At 57.9% G+C, this 19,290-nt stretch carries 18 protein-coding genes; 2 read left to right on the top strand and 16 right to left on the bottom strand.

Annotated elements, in window-relative coordinates; translation table 11 throughout:
• Positions 1-170: 170 nt before the first annotated feature.
• The 3 genes from HY028_03760 to parC form a co-directional block, all read right to left on the bottom strand.
• Entirely contained in the window at positions 171-1,463 is a 1,293-nt protein-coding gene (locus HY028_03760; GenBank protein ID MBI3343971.1) for a DUF1015 domain-containing protein, read from the bottom strand.
• A 124-nt stretch (positions 1,464-1,587) separates the two neighbouring features.
• Entirely contained in the window at positions 1,588-2,478 is an 891-nt protein-coding gene (htpX, locus tag HY028_03755; GenBank protein ID MBI3343970.1) for a protease HtpX, read from the bottom strand.
• 182 nt (positions 2,479-2,660) lie between these two features.
• Complete coding sequence (parC, locus tag HY028_03750; protein ID MBI3343969.1) at positions 2,661-4,913, bottom strand: DNA topoisomerase IV subunit A; 2,253 nt, start codon at positions 4,911-4,913, stop codon at positions 2,661-2,663.
• A gap of 105 nt (positions 4,914-5,018) precedes the next feature.
• Here parC and HY028_03745 point away from each other — a divergent pair, with 105 nt between their 5' ends.
• Positions 5,019-5,300: a hypothetical protein gene (locus HY028_03745; GenBank protein ID MBI3343968.1), complete on the top strand. Its 282-nt coding sequence runs from the start codon at positions 5,019-5,021 to the stop codon at positions 5,298-5,300.
• Positions 5,301-5,565: 265 nt separating this feature from the next.
• Positions 5,566-6,366, top strand: a complete 801-nt coding sequence (locus tag HY028_03740; GenBank protein MBI3343967.1) for an SMP-30/gluconolactonase/LRE family protein — start codon at positions 5,566-5,568, stop codon at positions 6,364-6,366.
• A 6-nt stretch (positions 6,367-6,372) separates the two neighbouring features.
• Here the strand turns inward: HY028_03740 and flgL are convergent, their stop codons facing one another.
• The 13 genes from flgL to HY028_03675 form a co-directional block, all read right to left on the bottom strand.
• Entirely contained in the window at positions 6,373-7,575 is a 1,203-nt protein-coding gene (gene flgL / locus HY028_03735) for a flagellar hook-associated protein FlgL (GenBank protein MBI3343966.1), read from the bottom strand.
• Between the two features lie 4 nt (positions 7,576-7,579).
• On the bottom strand, positions 7,580-9,484 hold the full coding sequence (gene flgK, locus HY028_03730) for a flagellar hook-associated protein FlgK (GenBank protein MBI3343965.1): 1,905 nt from the start codon (positions 9,482-9,484) through the stop codon (positions 7,580-7,582).
• Positions 9,485-9,535: 51 nt separating this feature from the next.
• On the bottom strand, positions 9,536-10,555 hold the full coding sequence (gene flgJ / locus HY028_03725; protein ID MBI3343964.1) for a flagellar assembly peptidoglycan hydrolase FlgJ: 1,020 nt from the start codon (positions 10,553-10,555) through the stop codon (positions 9,536-9,538).
• A gap of 13 nt (positions 10,556-10,568) precedes the next feature.
• On the bottom strand, positions 10,569-11,717 hold the full coding sequence (locus HY028_03720) for a flagellar basal body P-ring protein FlgI (GenBank protein MBI3343963.1): 1,149 nt from the start codon (positions 11,715-11,717) through the stop codon (positions 10,569-10,571).
• An 89-nt stretch (positions 11,718-11,806) separates the two neighbouring features.
• Entirely contained in the window at positions 11,807-12,517 is a 711-nt protein-coding gene (gene flgH, locus HY028_03715; GenBank protein ID MBI3343962.1) for a flagellar basal body L-ring protein FlgH, read from the bottom strand.
• A gap of 63 nt (positions 12,518-12,580) precedes the next feature.
• Positions 12,581-13,366 (bottom strand): flagellar basal-body rod protein FlgG, encoded by a 786-nt coding sequence (gene flgG / locus HY028_03710; protein MBI3343961.1) that lies wholly within the window; start codon positions 13,364-13,366, stop codon positions 12,581-12,583.
• 115 nt (positions 13,367-13,481) lie between these two features.
• Positions 13,482-14,216: a flagellar basal-body rod protein FlgF gene (flgF, locus tag HY028_03705; GenBank protein MBI3343960.1), complete on the bottom strand. Its 735-nt coding sequence runs from the start codon at positions 14,214-14,216 to the stop codon at positions 13,482-13,484.
• 26 nt (positions 14,217-14,242) lie between these two features.
• On the bottom strand, positions 14,243-15,484 hold the full coding sequence (flgE, locus tag HY028_03700) for a flagellar hook protein FlgE (GenBank protein MBI3343959.1): 1,242 nt from the start codon (positions 15,482-15,484) through the stop codon (positions 14,243-14,245).
• Positions 15,485-15,506: 22 nt separating this feature from the next.
• Positions 15,507-16,175, bottom strand: coding sequence for a flagellar hook assembly protein FlgD (locus HY028_03695; GenBank protein MBI3343958.1), 669 nt, complete (start codon positions 16,173-16,175; stop codon positions 15,507-15,509).
• Positions 16,176-16,183: 8 nt separating this feature from the next.
• Positions 16,184-16,603: a flagellar basal body rod protein FlgC gene (flgC, locus tag HY028_03690; protein ID MBI3343957.1), complete on the bottom strand. Its 420-nt coding sequence runs from the start codon at positions 16,601-16,603 to the stop codon at positions 16,184-16,186.
• 2 nt (positions 16,604-16,605) lie between these two features.
• Positions 16,606-17,016, bottom strand: a complete 411-nt coding sequence (flgB, locus tag HY028_03685; protein MBI3343956.1) for a flagellar basal body rod protein FlgB — start codon at positions 17,014-17,016, stop codon at positions 16,606-16,608.
• 162 nt (positions 17,017-17,178) lie between these two features.
• Positions 17,179-18,027, bottom strand: a complete 849-nt coding sequence (locus HY028_03680) for a protein-glutamate O-methyltransferase CheR (GenBank protein ID MBI3343955.1) — start codon at positions 18,025-18,027, stop codon at positions 17,179-17,181.
• A gap of 120 nt (positions 18,028-18,147) precedes the next feature.
• Complete coding sequence (locus tag HY028_03675) at positions 18,148-19,089, bottom strand: chemotaxis protein CheV (protein ID MBI3343954.1); 942 nt, start codon at positions 19,087-19,089, stop codon at positions 18,148-18,150.
• Between the last annotated feature and the right edge of the window lie 201 nt (positions 19,090-19,290).

Raw genomic sequence — 19,290 nt, 5'->3', positions numbered from 1 at the left:
GTTCATTGTATGACTACCATACCTCTCGCCTCACCTGCTCCAACTGCTTCGCCAATCTTATATCTTCCTCCAATAGATGCCGCACCTGCGTCAACGCATGGCTGATGGTGCCCACGTGAGCTACCGCAAAGGCGTCCGCTAGTTCCTTAAGCGGTAGCCTTGTATCTGCTTCAATCCAACACATGCGACACCAAGCCATCGGCGAGCTTCGGCTCGAACCAGGTAGACTTGGGCGGCATGACTTCGCCGGTATCCGCCACCGCCATGAGTTGATCCATGCCGGTCGGAAACAGCGCAATGGCCACCGCCATTTCACCGGAATTCACGCGCCGCTCTAATTCCTGCAAACCTCGAATACCACCTACAAAATCTATCCGCTTGTCACGCCGAGCGTCGGTGATACCGAGTATCGGCGCGATCAGATGATTGGCGAGCAGGCTCACATCGAGTTGGGCCACAGGATTGTTGGCCGGAATGAATTGCGGCCGGATGCGCAAGCGATACCATTGGCCCGGCAGGTACATGCCAAACTCTCCCATACCCGCGGGTTTCACAGCGTGCGCACTCTTGTCAATGCTGAACGCTTGTCCTACCCGCTCAAGAAACTGTTCGCGCGACAGGCCGTTGAGATCGCGCACGACGCGATTGTAGTCCATGATCTGCATTTGATTGTCGGGAAAGATCACGGAAAGAAAATAGTTGTAAGATTCTTCGCCCGTATGGTCAGGATTGGTCGCTCCCGGCGCCCTGCCTCCCGCGACATTAGCACATCCATGTACGTCAGCGGCGCGTCTGCTCGCGGCCACGCGGGAGGCCGCCGCGCAGCGATGATGCCCGTCGGCGACATAGAGCCGCTCGACATTCTCGAAGGCTTCGCCCAGTTGCCTTATAAGCACCTCGTCGCGCACCACCCAAAGGGCATGACGCACGCCGTCATCGGCGCTGAAATCATACTCCGGTGCATCGCTTGCGACGCGCCCGGCCAGGGCATCAATCACGGGGCTATGACGATAGGTGAGGAACACCGGACCGGTCTGGGCATTGAGCGCCGCGATCTGGCGCACGCGGTCGTCCTCTTTGTCGGGGCGGGTGAATTCATGGCGGCGGATGCGTTCCGCATCATAGGCCGCGACCGAGGCCGCCGCCACGAGGCCGGTCTGCACATGTTCGCCCATCTGCAAGCGGTAGAGATAGTAGTAAGGTTTGGCATCGCGCCACAGGATGCCTTCCTTTTCCATCTTGTGGAGATTCTCCACGGCCTTGGCGTACACCACCGGGGCATAGGGATCGGTGCCGGCGGGGAGGTCTATCTCGGGCTTGGAGATGTGCAGGAAGCTCCAGGGCTTGCCTGCGGCCCGCTGCCGCGCCTCTTCGGTATTGAGCACATCATAAGGCGGGGCCGCGACATCCGCCGCGCGCTCCGGCACCGGACGTAGTCCGGTGAATGGACGAATCAAGGACACGTATCACCCCTTCTGCTTGAAATGAAAAATTCACCGCTGAGTCCGCGGAGCAGATACAAACCCCTTCTGATTATATTCCTCCGCGTACTCTGCGGTTAATTCCAGAAAATCCAATCTGATTCTTTTATCCCCGCCACTGGCCGCTTTGCAGCGCCGCGATGCGCTCTTCCAGAGGCGGGTGCGACATGAACAGGCGCTTCAATCCGTGGCCGATGCCGCCGGAGATGCCGAACGCGGCAAGCTGGTCCGGCAACGGAGCCTCATGCGACTGCTTGAGCCGCTCCAGTGCGGCGACCATCTTGTTGGGCCCTTCGAGACGCGCGCTGCCCGCATCGGCGCGGAATTCACGTTGACGGCTGAACCACATGACGATCATCGAGGCCAGTATCCCCAACACCAGTTGAGCCACCATCGTTGTGACGAAGAAACCCACGCCGTGGCCACGTTCATTCTTGAGCACCACGCGGTCAACCACGTAGCCCACCACGCGCGACAGGAAGATGACAAAGGTGTTGACGACGCCCTGGATCAGGGCCAGCGTCACCATGTCGCCATTCGCCACGTGGGTGATCTCATGCCCAAGCACCGCCTCGACCTCGTCCTGGCTCATGGCGTTCAACAGTCCGGTGCTCACCGCAACCAGGGCGTTGTTGCGGTTCATGCCGGTGGCGAAGGCGTTGGGTTCGGGGGCGTCGTAGACGGCGACTTCGGGCATGCCGATCCCGGCTTTCTGGGCTTGGCGCCTGACCGTCTCCACCAGCCAGCGCTCGGTGGGATTACCCGGCTGCTCGATGATCCGCGCGCCCGTCATGCGTTTCGCGCTCCACTTGGACATGGCCAGCGAGATAAATGACCCGCCCATGCCTATGACGGCGGCGAAGATCAATAGCCCGTTTATGTTCAGGCCCCCGCCCTGCCGTTCGAGGGCGGTATCCACGCCGAGCAGGCGCAACACGATGCTCAGCACCAGCAGTACGGCCAGGTTGGTCACTACGAACAAGAATATGCGTTTCATTGCTGACTCCCAAAATGTTGATTCCGGTGAGTTAGATGAGGGCGATCTGGACTAAGTTCAATGATCAGCCCCTCAAGATACGATCCTCAGGGCCGATATCCTTAATAGGGTCATTTCTCTCCGACCCGTGTATTTTAACAGGCTGGCTTACCCCAGCCTATTTTTTAATACCCGACACCGTTTTATTGCTCCACACCGAGTCTGTCCACCCGCTGAAACCCCCGCGGTAACTTTAGGCCACGCCGGCCGCGCTCCCCTTGGTAGTGGGCGAGATCGGCGGGTTTGAGGGTGAGATGCCGCTGTCCTGAATACACCACCAGGCTCTGATCCGGGGCAAGGGCCGCCACGGCCACCACATATTCCTCACGGCTGGTAAACCGCGCCGAAGGGATGCCGATCATTTTTACCCCCTTGCCCTTGGCGAGTTTTGGCAATTCGCGCAGCGGATGAATCAACAAATGTCCCTCCAGAGTGACCGCCGCGACATAATCGTTCTCGTAATTTACGACCGTTGCCAGTGGCAATACCCGCGCGTTCTCAGGCACATTAAGCACCGCCTTACCCGCCTTGTTCTTGGCGTATAAATCCTCCAGCCGCGCGACAAAGCCGTAGCCGGCGTCGCTGCTCACCAAGCACAGATCATCCGGATTGCCCATCGTCACGCTGGTAAAATTCGCGCCTTCGGGCGGCTGTAGGCGACCCGTGAGCGGTTCACCCTGACCGCGCGCCGAAGGCAGCGTGTGCGCGGGCAGCGAGTAGCTGCGCCCGGTGGAGTCCATGAATACGACGAGCTGATTGCTGCGCCCCTTGGCCTCGGCCTTGAAGCTGTCGCCGGCCTTGTAGCCGAGCGCGAGGGGATCCATATCATGGCCCTTCGCGGCGCGCACCCAGCCCTTTTCCGACAGCACCACGGTCACCGGTTCGGTGGGAATGAGTTCGGTCTCGTCCATGGCCTGGGCGGCGGCGCGCTCGACCAGCGGCGAACGGCGTTCGTCGCCATAGATTTTTGCATCCTCGATGAGCTCCTTGCGGATCAAGGTCTTGAGCCGTTGTTTGGAACCCAGCGTCTTTTCCAATTCCTCACGCTCCTCTCCCAGCTCGCCCTGCTCGCCCCTGATCTTCATTTCTTCCAGCTTGGCCAGGTGACGCAGCTTCAGGTCCAGTATCGCCTCGGCCTGCGTATCGCTGAGTTTGAAGCGTTTCATCAGCACGGGCTTGGGTTGGTCTTCGCGGCGGATGATGGCGATCACCTCGTCGAGATTGAGATAGGCGATCAGCAAACCATCCAGGATATGCAGGCGCGCCAGCACCTTGTCGAGACGGTACTGCAAACGGCGGCGCACGGTTTCGGTGCGAAACTCCAGCCACTCGGCCAGGATATCGCGCAGATTCTTCACCCGCGGGCGTCCATCCAGGCCGATCATGTTCATGTTCACGCGATAGCTGCGTTCGAGATCGGTGGTGGCGAATAAATGCGCCATCAACTCCTCCACGTCGACGCGATTGGAGCGTGGCACGATCACCAGCCGGGTGGGATTCTCATGGTCCGATTCGTCGCGCAGATCCTCCACCATCGGCAGTTTTTTCGCCTGCATCTGCGCGGCGATCTGCGCCAGCAGCTTGGCGCCGGAGGTCTGGTAGGGCAGCGCGGTGATAATGATTTCTCCGCCCTCACTTTCATAACGGGCGCGCATGCGCACAGAGCCCAAGCCGGTCTCGTACAGGCGCGCGAGTTCGGCAGGGGCGGTGATGATCTCGGCCTCGGTAGGAAAATCCGGGCCACGCACGTGTTCGCAAAGTTGCTTGACCGTCGCCTTCGGATCTTCCAGGAGTCTGATGCAAGCGCTCGTCACCTCACGCGCGTTATGCGGCGGGATGTCGGTCGCCATGCCCACCGCAATGCCGGTGGTGCCATTCAACAATACATGCGGCAGGCGCGCCGGTAACAGCCTGGGTTCCTCCAGCGTGCCGTCGAAATTGGGAATCCAGTCCACCGTGCCCTGCCCCGCATCGGCCAGCAACACCTCGGCGAAACGCCCCAGCCGCGCCTCGGTATAGCGCATCGCGGCGAACGAATGCGGATCGTCCGGCGAACCCCAGTTGCCCTGCCCGTCTATCAGCGGATAACGGTAGGAAAACGGCTGACCCATCAACACCATCGCCTCGTAACAGGCGACATCGCCGTGCGGATGAAACTTGCCGAGCACGTCGCCCACTGTACGCGCGGATTTTTTGTGCTTGGCGGTAGCGGCAAGCCCCAGTTCGGACATGGCATAGATGATGCGCCGCTGCACCGGCTTGAGGCCGTCGGCGATATGCGGCAAGGCGCGGTCGAGAATGACATACATCGAATAATCGAGGTAGGCCTTCTCGGTGAAGGCGCGCAAAGGCAAACGCTCCACGCCTTCGTAGTTCAGTTCTTGGGTGGTGGTCATAGGGCTAACTCAGTAATGGCGGATGGTCTATGCCTCGCATTGTGCATGATTTTTAGGCTAAACTTAAAGTCCATGTTATTAAGCAAGATCAGCCCCTCCGGATTCATGAACACGGTACTCATAGGCGTCTTCGTATACATCTTCGCCCAACTCCTGGTGGGGATACTCGTCTCACGGGGTATCAAAAACGAGGCGGATTATCTCCTGGCCGGGCGCAACTTCGGTTACGGCCTGGCAACACTTTCCATCTTCGCAACGTGGTTCGGGGCCGAGACCGTGGTCGGCTCGGCCGGCAAGGTGTATATTGCCTATTTATCGGCGCCGTTGCTGGCATGGGCCTTTAAGCGCAACATCGAATCTCTCGATGAAGTTGAAGAGACAAGCTAACCCTATCCGCCTGACATTGGAGATCATTATGAAAGACACACGTTTACGGCTCTATCAGGTTGTTGAAAAAGCCCTTCCATGGGCTTTTTCAACCCGCAAAGCGAAAAATGTGATTTTCGCTTTGCTCCATTTTTCAAACACCTACAGCGTGTTTGAAAAATGGCGGCCCATCCGTGGGCCGCACGCAGGCTGTTTTTCAACAGCCTGCTATGGTTGTTACTTATTTTTTTGTGTAGCCGTTGCCCCCTCTGCCGCACAGGCTGAATTGCTTACCAAGGTTTGGGAGTTGACCGGCCTCAAGAATCCCGAGTCGGTGATCTACGACGCCAAGCGCGATGTACTGTACGTCTCTAATGTTAATGGTGCGCCATCGGAAAAAGACGGTAACGGCTTTATCTCGCGTCTCTCGCCCGACGGCAAGCTGCTCGATCTGGAATGGATTAAAGGGCTAAATGCCCCCAAGGGTTTGGCCCTGAGCAAAGACAAACTTTATGTCACCGACATAGACACGTTTGTGGAGATTGATCTCGACAAGGCGCGGATTGCAAAAAAATATGTGGCGGAGAAGGCAAAATTTTTGAATGATCCCGCCGTTGACCGCGCGGGCAACGTCTATGCCTCCGACATGATGGACGACGCCATCTATCGCTTGAGCAGGGGACGCTTTGAGTTGTGGTTAAAAGACAGCAAACTGGAATCTCCCAACGGCCTGTACGCGGAAAAAGATCGTTTGGTGGTCGGTTCCTGGGGTGTGATGACCAATGGATTTAATACCAAGATCCCCGGACACTTAAAAACCGTTTCCCTGAAAGATAAAAGTATACGCAGCCTTGGCAACGGGGCGCCGGTGGGTAATCTCGATGGCGTGGAAGGGGAAGGCCACGGCGCCTATTTTGTGACCGACTGGATGGCGGGTAAGTTGTATCGCATCCATCCCAGCGGCGAGGCGGATGTGCTGCTCACGCTCAGCCAAGGCAGCGCCGATCTTACCTACATCAAGGATAAGAAGTTGCTGATAATTCCCATGATGAACGACAACAAGCTGGTTGCCTACAAAGTAGAGTAAGCCGGCCTATCGCAAGAAATTAAACAACGAAAGATTCTGCACCTTTACAAAGGCCTGCTGTGCGGCCTGCAAGGCGGTAAGTTGCAGGTTGAGGCGACTCGCGGCCTCGCTATAGTCGAGATCCTGCAGCTTGGAGAGACTAGTCTTGGCCAGAAGTGCGAAGCCGTCGTTGATATTCTTTTGACTCTCCACCGCATTGAGCCTACCCCCCACCTTCGCGCGCACGTCCAGGATATTACCCAAGGCCTGGTCAATATCCGTCAGGCTGCGGTTGGCGGCGTTGTTGAGCCTGGCGGTGGAACCGCCGGTGACCGGGGCGGCCAGGGCGTTCGCCAGATTTTGCAAGGTGGTAAAGATGTCCTGATTCGCGCTGGGAGAAACGGCAAAACTATCGCCCGTAGCCGGCGCACCGGTAACCGCGGTTTGAATTCCGTTGAAGCTGATGGCGGCGCCGCTGGTATAAGGTTGCGCACTCAGGATAGTGGTCGAGGTGGTGTTATTCACGACATCGAACGTGGTGGCCGAGGTAAAGGTGATGGTAAAGTTGTGCGCCTGATAGGCGGCCGGATTCACCACCGTTCCGGTGTTAATGATGCCGCTGCCGGTATTGGCTGCATTGTCCTGGGTCGTGAAGGCGCCGTTACCGTTACGGATGGCCTGAAACACGTCCGTCCCCGAGTCGCTTACGGCGATCTGTCGCGTCGGGCCGATCTGTAGATAGCGCTGACCTTGATCGCCGTTGTAGATAAAGCCGCCGCTGCTGTTCTGACTGAAGGGCTGAGTCTGGCCTTTGTAACCGGCGAACAGGTACTCGCCGCCGGCGTCTCTGCTGTTGGCGAGCGCCAGCAGCTCATCGAGCCGTTGACGTACCTCGTTGGCTATCGCGGTACGGTCACTGTTGCTCAGGGTGGCGTTGTTCGCCTGCAGCGCCAATACCCGCACATTCTGTAGCAGGTCACCTGCGCCGCCCAGGACGCCTTCTTCAAGGCTTAAGCGCCCCTGTGCCACATCAATATTGGTTTGATACTGCTGCGTGCCGGTCACGGCCTGGGTCAGTCCGAGCGCCTGGGCGGAAGCGGCCGGGTCATCCGCCGGCGTGACTACGCGCCGCCCGGTGGAGAGTTGCAACTGCGTCTTGCTGAGTTGCGCCTGCTGTTCGAGGATCGCGCTAATCCCTTGCTGGTTCATTTGTGTACTGGAGATGCGCATGATCTTACCTCCTGACTGCGTTAAGCAACGCGTCAAATAGACTATTGGAACTGCTGATGACTTGCGCGGCGGCCTGGTAGGCCTGCTGGAAGCGCACCAGATCGGCGGCCTCCTCGTCCAGGTTGACGCCCGACACGGCATCGCGCGCCGCGGTCACTTGCCCCAACAGGCTCTCTTGCGCCTGGCGGCTGATGTCGGCCTGATGAGTGGTGGAACCCACCTGTGCGACCACTTGCCCGTAAAGATCCTGATAGCTCGCGCTGCTCCCCGCCAGGGTCAACTGCGTCTGCAGCCCGCCTAACAGCAAGGCATTACGGTTGTCGCTCACACCGTTGGTATTCTGTTGAAGGGTAAAGGTGTCGCCCGCTTGCGGTGTGCCGGTGATCTGAATCTGCCATCCGTTATAGGCGATGTTCGCGCCGCTGGTATAAGCAACCGGCGAGGGATTGGGCGCGACACCGGTGACGGCAAAGGTCGTCGGCGGATTATTAAAGGTAATGGTGACGGTATTCAGCAAGGCGGGATTGGCGCTGTTCAACACCTCTCCCGCGGAGACCTTTGCGCTGCCGAGGTTGCTGAGCGGCTTACCGGTGCGGATCGGTGCGGCGACGGCGATCTTGCGGGGGTCGCTGATCGCGACGCTTATATCACGCGCCCCGTTGCGGGTGGGCTGAATCAAAAAGCTGTCGCCGGAATTGATAACACCGGAGCTGAGGCTGATGGTCACGCCATCCACCGTCGCCGGTGCGCCGGGGAAACCCGCCAGTGTGGTCACGGTGTTGTCGGAGAGGCGCGTGACGGTATACGTCCCTGCATTATTCTGCAGGCGGTAGTCGCTGCTGGTCAGCGCATTCGCATCGGCGATAGCGGCGCTCACCACGCCGCTGCCGCCGTTGGAGGAGCGCGCCAGCACCTGAACGGGGCCTGCCTTGAAAAACGCCGCGCCCGGCGCGCCGTTCAAATCCTGCCCCTCCAAATGTTGGGCATTGAAGGTGTTGACGAGGCCGGTGGCCAACCGGCCCAGGCTGTTCTGGGCGCTGTCCAGCACCTGGTTGCGAAACTGTAATGCACCGCCCAGCGTCCCGCCGGTCAGACTGTCCGAAATGATAACGGTCGTCGTCCCGGTCTTGAACGCGACTTCCAGCCGGGCGGGGTCGTAGGCGTTGGATGATGTAACCAGCGTGTTACTGGCCGTGCCCACCACGAGACTCTGACCGTTGCCGATAAACACATTCACCGCTCCATCGTCCTGCGGGATGGTCGTCACAGCCACCCGCTCGGCAAGCTGTGCGATCAAGGTATCCCGCTTATCCAACAAGTCATTAGGCGCCGCCCCGCCCCCTGAGCCCAAGGCATCCGCGATGCCCTTGTTAACATTGGCGATGCCCTGCGCCAGGCTATTGATCTCAGTAGTGGTCGTCTGAAGCTGAGTATTGACACCGTTGCGTAAATCCACCAGGCGCTGGTTCAGATATTGGAAGCGATCCGTCAAACCTGCGGCGTTGCTCAACAATACCTGACGCGCCGGCGTAGAGGCAGGGTCGTCCGCCACGCCTTGCACCGCCCCGAAGAAATCCTGCAGGGCGGGCGACAGGCCGGATTGCGAGTCGGCGAGCAGATTATCCACCTGGCTTGCATAGCTGTATAAACTCTGCAGTTGACTGTTGGTGGAGGTGCTGGTGCGTATCTGTGACGTGAGAAAACTATCGTAGACCCGCTGTATACCGGACACCTGCACACCGTTGCCGACGTATCCTGCCCCGGAAAACTGGGGCTGGCGGGTGCCGAGCTCGACACGCTGCCGGCTATAACCCGGCGTATTCACGTTGGAGATGTTGTTACTGGTGGTGGCCAGATTGCGCTGAAAGGCCAGCAGGCCCGACACGCCTATATTTAACAAATCCGCCATGGCCTAGTCCTCGCCGATCCACGCTAAATACATTATGGATACATTCATAGCTTAGGGCCTGCCGTTTAACAGTGTTATCGGCGGCTGTGCCGGGATCTTTAATTTATCGACCGCCCCGCTCATCGTGTCGCTGTGCAGGATGCTGGCGATCTTCTGTGCATAGCGCGGATCGGTCGCATAGCCTGCCTTCTGCAAACTCTGCAAAAATGCCTGAGGATCGGCCGCCTGTCGCAGTGCCGATCCATAGCGCGGGTTTTCACGCAAGAAGGTCACATAGTCATCGAAGCTTGCCGCATACGAGTCATAGGCTCGGAAGGCGTCGTTCCGCTTGACCGCTATGCCGTTCATGTATTCCAGCGTGGGCACGCTGACGCGCCGTCCATCCCAACTCGGGTCCGCCTTGATGTTGAAGAGATTGTGACTGCTGGCGCCCGCCATACCGATCACCGACTGACCCCAGCCGGTTTCCAGCGCCGCCTGCGCCAGCAACACCTCCGGCTGCACGCCCAAATTCTGCGCGGCCTTTTCAGCGTGCGGCCACAGCGCCTGGATGAAGCTCTCCGGCGTATCGAGATTGGCCGCCGGATTGGTCGTCGCATCGTGCGACAAGGGGAACAGCGGTCCGATATCTTGCTGCTTCGGCCCGACAAAACTGGTCCGGGGTTCCGGTGCAGCGGGCTGTGAAAGTGGCGTCGCCGTGCCGCTGAAGCGTCTTGCCGCGAGAACGTTTTCTGTCTTGAGAGTATCCGTATCGGAGCTTTGCGGCGCGCCACGGCCTCCCAACTGTTGCAGCATGGTATTTGCCAGACCTATCCCGCTGCCATTGGCTAGGCTCAGCGAGAGCTGTTGGTCGAACATATCACGATAGGTATTCACCTGATCGCTGCCGAACAGTTCATCGCCCATGCTCGCCTCGCGCATGCTTTTCAGCATCATCTGAATAAACAGCGCCTCAAATTGTTTGGCGACGGTACGCTCGGCCTCGGGAGAATTACCGCGCGCCGCCGCCTTGAGGCGGGTCAGACCTTGAAGATCGGTGTAGACACCGGTATCGGCTGGCGTGGTGTTCATCAGATAAAGCTCATTAAATTACTATTAGCTCAGCACGCAAAGCACCTGCCTCTTTCAGCGCCTCAAGAATCGCCACCAGATCACCCGGCGCGGCGCCCACCTGGTTGACGGCGCGCACAATCTGATCCAGCGATACGCCCGGATTGAACAAGAACATGCGGTTGCTTTCTTGTTTAGCCTCGATGTCGGCGTTCGGCACCACCACGGTCTGTCCACCGGAGAGGGGCGCGGGCTGGCTGACGATGGGCTTCGATGCAATGGTCACCGTCAAACTACCGTGCGCCACCGCGGCAGGCGTAACCGTCACATGTTGTCCAATCACCACGGTGCCGGTACGGGAATTGATAATGACCCTGGCCGGCGCATCGCCCGGTTCCAGCGTGAGATTCTCCAGCAGCGATACAAAACTCACGCGATGAGATTGCTCCGCGGGTGCGTTGACCGTGATCGAGGCGCCGTCCACCGCCTCCGCAACACCATTGCCGAGCGCCTTGTTGATGGCGCTGGCCAGGTGATTCGCCGTCGTAAAGTCGGCGGTATGCAGATTGAGTGTCAGCACGTCACCATTGTCAAACGAGTTCGGCACACTGCGCTCCACGGTCGCGCCGTTGGGGATGCGGCCGGCGCTCGGCACGTTCACGGTGATCTTGGAACCGTCGTCGCTTTCGGCACCGAATCCGCCGACCACCAGATTGCCCTGCGCAATCGCGTAGACATTGCCGTCGGCGCCGCGCAACGGCGACATCAGCAGGCTGCCGCCGCGCAGGCTTTTGGCGTTACCGATGGATGAGACCGTGATGTCAATCTTCTGCCCCGGCTTTGCAAAGGGTGGCATGTCGGCATGCAGCGACACCGCCGCGACGTTCTTGAGCTGCGGATTGATGTTCGGCGGGATGCTGACGCCGAACTGCGACAACATGCTTTTTAAGCTCTGCACCGTAAACGGTGTCTGACTGGTCTGATCACCGGTGCCGTTGAGCCCCACCACCAGACCGTAGCCGACCAATTGATTGGAACGTACCCCCGCCACCGTGGCGAGATCCTTGATGCGTTCGGCGTTTGACGGCAGGGAAAAGAGTAAAGGGAAAAGGGAAAAGATGACAACATGAATGGTTCTTTCTCTGCTTCGCAGCAAGACGTTCTTGAACACTGATTTAAGCATGATGCAACTCCTTTTCTCTTGCCACTTTTCTCTGTTTTCCCTCACCCTGGCCTCTCCCGGGGGGGAGAGGGGATAAGGAAATGATCCTGTTAGAACGGCCACAACGCGCTCAGGAAGAAGCGCGCCAGCCAACCCGCCGCATTTGAATCGGCTACCTGTCCCTTGCCGGCATAGGTGATTTGCGCGTCGGCAACCTGAGTGGACAGCACGGTGTTATCGGCGCGGATATCCGCCGGGCGCACGATGCCGGCTACTTGAATATGTTCGTCACCCTGATTGATCGTGAGCAGCTTCTCGCCGCGCACCACCAGGTAACCGTTGGCCAGTACCTCGACCACGGAGACGGTGACACTGCCGGTCAGACTGTTACTCTGCGCACTATCGCCCTCACCACTGAAGTCCTGATTGGAATTGAGTCCAAAGCCCAAATTGTTGTCATGCGAGGTGAGCAAATCAAAAGAGGGAGACTTGCCGAACAGCGTCGGATTGGCAATGGATACATCGTCTTTCTTTTTGGTATTGGTCTTGGCCTTTTTGTTGGCGTCTGTCTTTTCCACCAAACGGATCGTGAGAATGTCACCCACCCGCCGCGCCCGTTGATCCTCAAACAGCGAGATTTCATGACCCGCCCGATAGATCGAACCTTGAGCCGAGGCGGCGGGCGCAGCCGCCTGCGCGGCGTCCCGCTCGGCAGGGCGCACCGGGGCATAGGCCGGGTCACGCACCGCCGTGGTCGTAGCGCAACCACCCAGCATGGTCAGACACAGGCAGGTCGCTGCTAATTTGATTGCATTTCGCATCATCTATCCTCGCTACGTCGTAGGTGCGAATTCATTCGCACAAATCGGCCGAATGTGTCGGCCCTACAAATTATTATTCACGTACTGCAACATCTGATCGGCTGTTGCGATCGCCTTGGAATTCATCTCATAGGCGCGCTGTGTCTCGATCATGTTCACCAGCTCTTCCACAACGTTTACATTGGAGCTCTCCACCGACCCCTGCACCAGAGTGCCGAGCCCCGTCAATCCCGGGTTGCCCGTCTGCGGTGAACCGCTCGCTGTGGATTCACGATAGAGATTTTCACCCATCGGTTGCAGTCCGGTGGGGTTGATAAAATCCGCCAATTGCAGATTGCCGATCTGGGTAGGCGCAGTGCTGCCCGCGACCAGCGCCGAGACCACGCCATCCGAACCCACGGTGACGCTGATCGTGTTCTGCGGGACGGTGATCGCGGGTTGCAGGACATAACCATTGGAGGTCACCATCTGACCTTGCGCGTCTACTTGGAACGAACCGTCGCGGGTGTAGGCCAGCGAGCCGTCAGGCGTGGTGACCTGAAAAAATCCGCGCCCCTGAATGGCCATATCGAGCGGGTTACTGGTCTGCACCAGATTGCCCTGCGTGAACAGCTTTTCCGTCGCCACCGGGCGCACGCCTGTACCCAGCGACAACCCTGAAGGCAATTGCGTATTTTGCGAAGACTGCGCGCCCACTTGCCGCACATTTTGATACAGCAAATCCTCGAACACCGCACGCGAGCGCTTAAAGCCCGTGGTGTTGACGTTGGCGAGGTTATTGGAAACCACCGCCAGGCGCATCTGCTGTGCATCGAGGCCGGTCTTGGCGACCCATAAGGCTGGATTCATATTGCGTTCCTCATTTTATTTTCCATTCACTGCTTAAAATTGTCGGGTCCGATGCACCCGCTCCGACCTACAAAACCATTCCTTTTATCTCGTTACTTATTACCTCTATCTGCCGTTATGTTAACCGCATGATTTGTGCCGTAGCGGTATCGTCTTGTTGCGCCGTAGCCATCATTTTTATCTGCATCTCAAACTGGCGGGCGAGACTGATCATCCTCACCATCTCCTCCACCGCATTCACGTTGCTTGACTCGAGGCTCCCCGAACTCACCCGCACTTTGGCATCCGGTGCTGCATCTTTGCCATCTCGGGTGCGCAGCAATCCATCCGGACCTTTCACCAAAGTACCGACATCCGGATTTACCAATTTAAGCCTGTCCACTACCGCCAGCGTTGCAGCGGTTTGCCCGAGCGGCCGTATTGAAATCGTGCCGTCAACGCCAATCTCCAGCTTCTCAGCAGGCGGCAGCGTAATCGGCCCTCCGTTCCCCATAACCATATAACCGTTCGCGTTCTCCAGCACCCCGCTGGTGTTGACGTGCAAATCGCCGGCGCGCGTGTAGGCCTCGCTGCCGTCGCGGGCCTGCACCGCAATCCAGCCGTCGCCTTGAATGGCAACGTCCAGGTCACGGCCGGTATTGACCAGAGCCCCGGGGGTAAAATCCACCGTCCGCCCTTTGATACCGGGCCGGCTCAACGGGTCGGTACCGGACAGCGCGAGGCTCTCCGCATTGAGCAAATCGGCGCGAAAACCGTTGGTGCTGGCGTTGGCGAGATTGTGACTGCTGACCGCCTGAGCCGCCATTGTTTTGTCGGCGGCCGACATCACTGTGTAAAGCGCCTGATTCATTCAGGTGATCTCCTAGCTCATAACCCTTAACGGATATTAATAATTGCCTGCGTCACGGTATCCGCCGCCGAAATCACCTGGGCGTTGGCCTGGAAATTTCGCTGCGCGGTTATCATGTTCACGAGCTGTTCGGTGAGATCCACGTTGGAGCCCTCCAACGCGCCCGATTGGATCGCGCCGAGGCTGCCCGTTCCCGGCGCGCCGTCCAGCGCGGCGCCGGAGGTGAAGGTCTCGGCCCAGCTCGTGTTACCCAACTGCTGTAAACCTTGCGGATTGGCGAAGTTAGTCAGAATCACCTGCCCCAGGCTGCTGGACTGACCGTTGGTGTAACGCGCGGACACCACGCCGCTATTATCTATGCTGAGGCCGCTCAAACGGCCGTTGGCATAACCGTTCTGTGTCAGCGAGTTGACGCCAAAGGCATTGCCCAATTGGGTGGTGTTCGTGTAGTTAAACGTCAGGGTCAACGGGTTAGCGCCACTCGGCGGCGGGATAGTGATGGGCGTGAGTACAATGTTGCCGGGGGTACCAGGCGTAGTCAGCGCACCGGTGGGTGAGAAGACTAAATTATTAGCCGTACCTTGGGCTGGGAAAATGTTGTCCAGCTGGCTATAAACCGTCCAAGAATTGGCTGCACTCTCTTTAACAAAATAGAGTGTCGCGAGATGCGGCGCGCCCAGTGAATCGTACACCGTAAGTGAAGTCGAATTGTTATAGCTTGCAGGATCAGGCGCGGCAGGTCCGGCGGTAGAGAAGGCTACCGTAGGCACCGCCGCAGCGGCATTCAGATTGACGCCGACCGTGATCGTGCCGGACACCTTGGGCGGTATATTAGCCGTGGACAACTTGAGATCGCCGCGCGCACCTGTAATTGCGCCGGTAGACGTCGCCTGGAAGGCTGTAAGCCGCTGGCCGGTGCTGTTCACCACAAAACCGTCTTTATCCACACCGAATGCACCGGCCCGTGAATAGACCGTGGTGCCGTTATCGTTGAGACGGAAAAAACCCGAACCGTTGATGGCGAGATCCAGATTGTTGTTGGTGAAATTGACGGTGCCTTGTGAGAATTGTTGACCTACCTTCTGCAGACGTACGCCGCTGCCGATGGCGTTGCTCGAAGCGCCCAGGCTGCTTGCGGCATAGATGTCTCCAAACTCCGCCCGCGATCCCTTGAATCCGGTCGTGGCGTTGTTGGCGATGTTGTTACCGATCACGTTGAGATCGGAAGTGGCGGCGTTCAATCCGCTTAATGCAATACGAAATGGCATGACGATTCTCCTCTTTCTGAGACTATAAAATCTGTTTGATCTTGCTGAGTTCGACAGGGCCTGCACCGCCGAGATTCAGGCTCAACCCGTTTTTCGCGACACTGACGCTCTCTACCTTGGCGCTGACATAGGTGTCCACGGCCTGGTTTTTACCTTCCACAATGGCCTCGGTCTTGATGAAATACGTTCCCGGCACGGCTTGCTCACCGCTATCGGTGAGGCCGTCCCAGCTAAAGCGCGCCTGCCCCTCGGGTTGCGGGCCCAGCTCCAAAGTGCGGACCAGCTCTCCCTTTGAATTAAAAATACCGACAGTGAGCTTGCTGGTGCTGGATGCCAAATCCACAGCGCCGTTAAGACCGCCCTCCTTCGGCAACACACCTTGCCCACTCGGCGCAAGCACCGAACGGCCCACCAAGCTTGAGGCTTGTAGAATCTGGTTTGATTGCATCGCGCTGGCCAACTGCCCGAATGAACCTTGTAATTCCTGTATGCCGCTCACGGTGCTGAATTGCGCAATCTGGCCGAGAAATTCGCTGTTACTGAGAGGCTTGGTCGGGTCCTGATGTTTCAACTGCGCCGTCATCAGCTCCAGAAAGTCGGCTTGTCCGAGCTTGGACTTGTCCTTCACGGGAGATTTGCTGAGCCCCAGGCCCAAACTGTCATACGGGTTGGTTGCTGTTATGGTGTTCATCTTTCCTCCTATTGACCCATCGCCAGGGTGCGCAACATAAGTTGTTTACTGGTGTTGATGACCTCGAGATTGCTCTGATAGGAGCGCGAGGCCGACATCATGTTGGCCATCTCTTCGATGGGATTGACGTTGGACATATAGGTATAGCCCTGCGCATCGGCGAGCGGATTGTTCGGTTCATACTGGCTGCGCACCGGGGCCTGACTTTCCACAATCCCCAGCACCTTCACGGCCACTCTGGTTTCTTGCCCGTCTCCGCCCAGCGCATCCATCACTGCGGCGAATACCGGCTGGCGCGCGCGGTACGCCTGTTGCGGCGTGCTGCTCACCGTGTCGGCGTTGGCCATATTGCTGGCCGTGGTATTGAGCCGCAGCGACTGCGCACTGAGGCTGGAACCGGCGATATCGAAGATATTAAATAATGACATGGCTAGTCTCCCCGGATTGCGGACAGCAATCCTCTGATCTTGCCGCTCAAAAAGGTAAGACTGGTCTGATATTGAATGGCGTTTTGGGTAAACTCGGCCTGCTCGATCTGGGTATCTACGGTATTTCCGTCGAGCGTTGGCTGATTGGGAATGCGATACTGCAATTCGGCGTCCGGACGGCCGGCGCCCGCGTTGGCCGCGATGTGGCCGGACTGAGTGGTTACCAGGCGCACGCTACTGACGGGTGATTGCCCTTGGGCCTGCGCGAGCGCGGACTTAAAGTCAAAATCGCGCGCCTTATAGTGAGGGGTGTCTGCATTGGCGAGATTATTCGCCAGCACCTCGGCGCGCCGGCCACGCAGCATCAGTGCGTCGGCGTGTAGCCCCAGTGCAGAATCGATATTCATCGGCATATCCCACCTCAACTTTAGGTATTCGGTGGGAAATAAAGCAATGCCTATGCCATAACGAAAATTACATGCAGGAACAAGGTGATAGTAGAGAAAGTCGGAGGGTTACCTACTCCAAGACGGCAAAATCCGGCCATGGAGCGGCAAGGAGAGGAGCAAAACCGGTCAGCGTGCTGCTTTCTTGAGCCGGTACATCACCCCGCCCGGATGGCGCACCATTTCGAAGGCGTCGCTGTAATTGGCGATGGATTCCGAGGCGCCGAGGAATAGATAGCCCTGCGGATGCATCGCAACTGCGAGGCGCGTCAGGATGTCGCTCTTCAAGGCGGTGGAAAAATAGATCAGCACATTGCGGCAAAAGATCACATCAAACTTGCCCAACACGCTGTAACTGTTCAACAAGTTGAGTTCCTTGATCGTGACGGAGGACTTGACCTCGGGCCTGACCACCCACTTGTCGCCTTTGGGGCTAAAAAAGCGCTGTCTGCGCTCGGCGGTGATCCCGCGGGCCAGGCTGACCTTGTCGTAGACCGCCTCCTCGGCTTCCTTCAGCATGGACGGAGAGATATCCGTCGCGACAATCTGCACGCCCTTGGGCAGACTGCCCGGCTTGGATTGCAGATACTCCTGGATGGCGATACTGATGCTATAGGGCTCCTGGCCGGAGGAACATGCCGCCGACCAGATCCGCAACGGCCGGCCGCGCTGTTGGGAAATCTCGGGCAACACCGCCTGTTTGAGCAGCTCGAAGGGGGAAACGTCACGAAACCACAACGTCTCATTGGTGGTCATCGCATCCACCACCCGGTGTTGCAGCGCAGTATTCGGCTTGGCCTTGAGCCGTTTGACCAGTTCGCCCAGATTCGGGATGGCGAACTCGGACATCAGCCGGTTCAGGCGGCTGCTTACCAAATAATGTTTGTTGTCACCGAGTAAAATTCCGCACGCCTGCTCAAGGAATACCTTAAAGTCTTCGTAGTCGGCAGCGGTGATAGGCTTGTTAATCTGAGGCATTATAGAACTTATAGCTGAACGCCCCATCATACTACGATTTCGCCGGCTGGGTGCGACCCGGCTGGCACCCAGCCCCGCGAAGGGTCTGGGTCCAGCTTCAATCTTTTAGCCGCCCGGCGGTTAGGCAGCCTGCAGTATAGCCTGCCCCTTCACTCTCTCCAGCACCGCCTGAGCCATTTCATCAGGCTTAAACTTGGCTACGAACTTGTCGGCTCCGACCTTCTCCACCATCGCATTATTAAACACCCCGCTCAGAGAGGTATGCATGAGTACATAAAGATCCTTGAGCCGCGGGTCTTTCTTGATCTCGGCTGTGAAGGTGTAACCATCCATCTCAGGCATCTCCACGTCGGTAATGACCATAGTGACACGCTCTTTGAGCGGCTTTCCGTCAGCGGCCCAGCCCTTGAGTATATTGAGCCCCTCGCGGCCATCACGCGCCACCGTGGACTGGATGCCGAGCTGGCTGAGGGTATTGGTAATCTGATTGCGCGCCACACTGGAATCATCCACCACCAGTACGTGCTGCAAAGCCATTTGTTCCGGTATTCCGCTGTCACGGATCTCGTGAGAGACAACACCGGCAGAAGGACTGACTTCAGATAGCACCTTCTCGACATCTATGATTTCGACCAGCTCGTCGTCCATGTGGGTCACGGCAGTCATGTAACTGCTGGAGCCGGTACCGGCGGGCGGCGGCAGTATGCTCTCCCAGTTTACATTGATAATGCGGTCTACCCCGCTCACCAGGAACCCTTGAGTGGAGCGGTTATATTCTGTCACAATGAGAAAGCAACCGGATTCGATCGCGAGCAGCGGTCTGCCTATGCCCAGGCCCAGATCCATCACGGCAATGGTCTTGCCGCGAATATGGGCCACGCCTCGAATCACCGGGTGCGACTTAGGGATATGGGTGAGCGGTGGACACTGCATCACCTCCTGAATCTTGAAAACGTTGATACCGAACCGCTGTTTGCCTCCAAGACGGAATAGTAACAATTCCAAACGGTTATGCCCCACCAGTCGGGTACGTTGATTTACACCCTCCATCACCCCAGCCATTGCACGCTCCTTAATGTGAAATAATCTCTGCTGACTATGGCGGCAGCACGGACAGATACTTTAGGGAAGCTCTGATTTATGCATGTTGAACCGCCAAGACGCCAAGAACGCCAAGACTTTTCTTTACAAATTCAAGCCTTTTTTCTTGGTGACCTTGGCGCCTTGGCGGTTGGCGATATATTTTTCAGAGTTTCCTTAGAG

The organism is Gammaproteobacteria bacterium, from assembly GCA_016195665.1.
Taxonomy (GTDB): domain Bacteria; phylum Pseudomonadota; class Gammaproteobacteria; order SURF-13; family SURF-13; genus JACPZD01.
The sequence above is the reverse complement of the archived record's forward strand: the minus strand, read 5'-3'. Positions and strand labels throughout refer to the sequence as shown.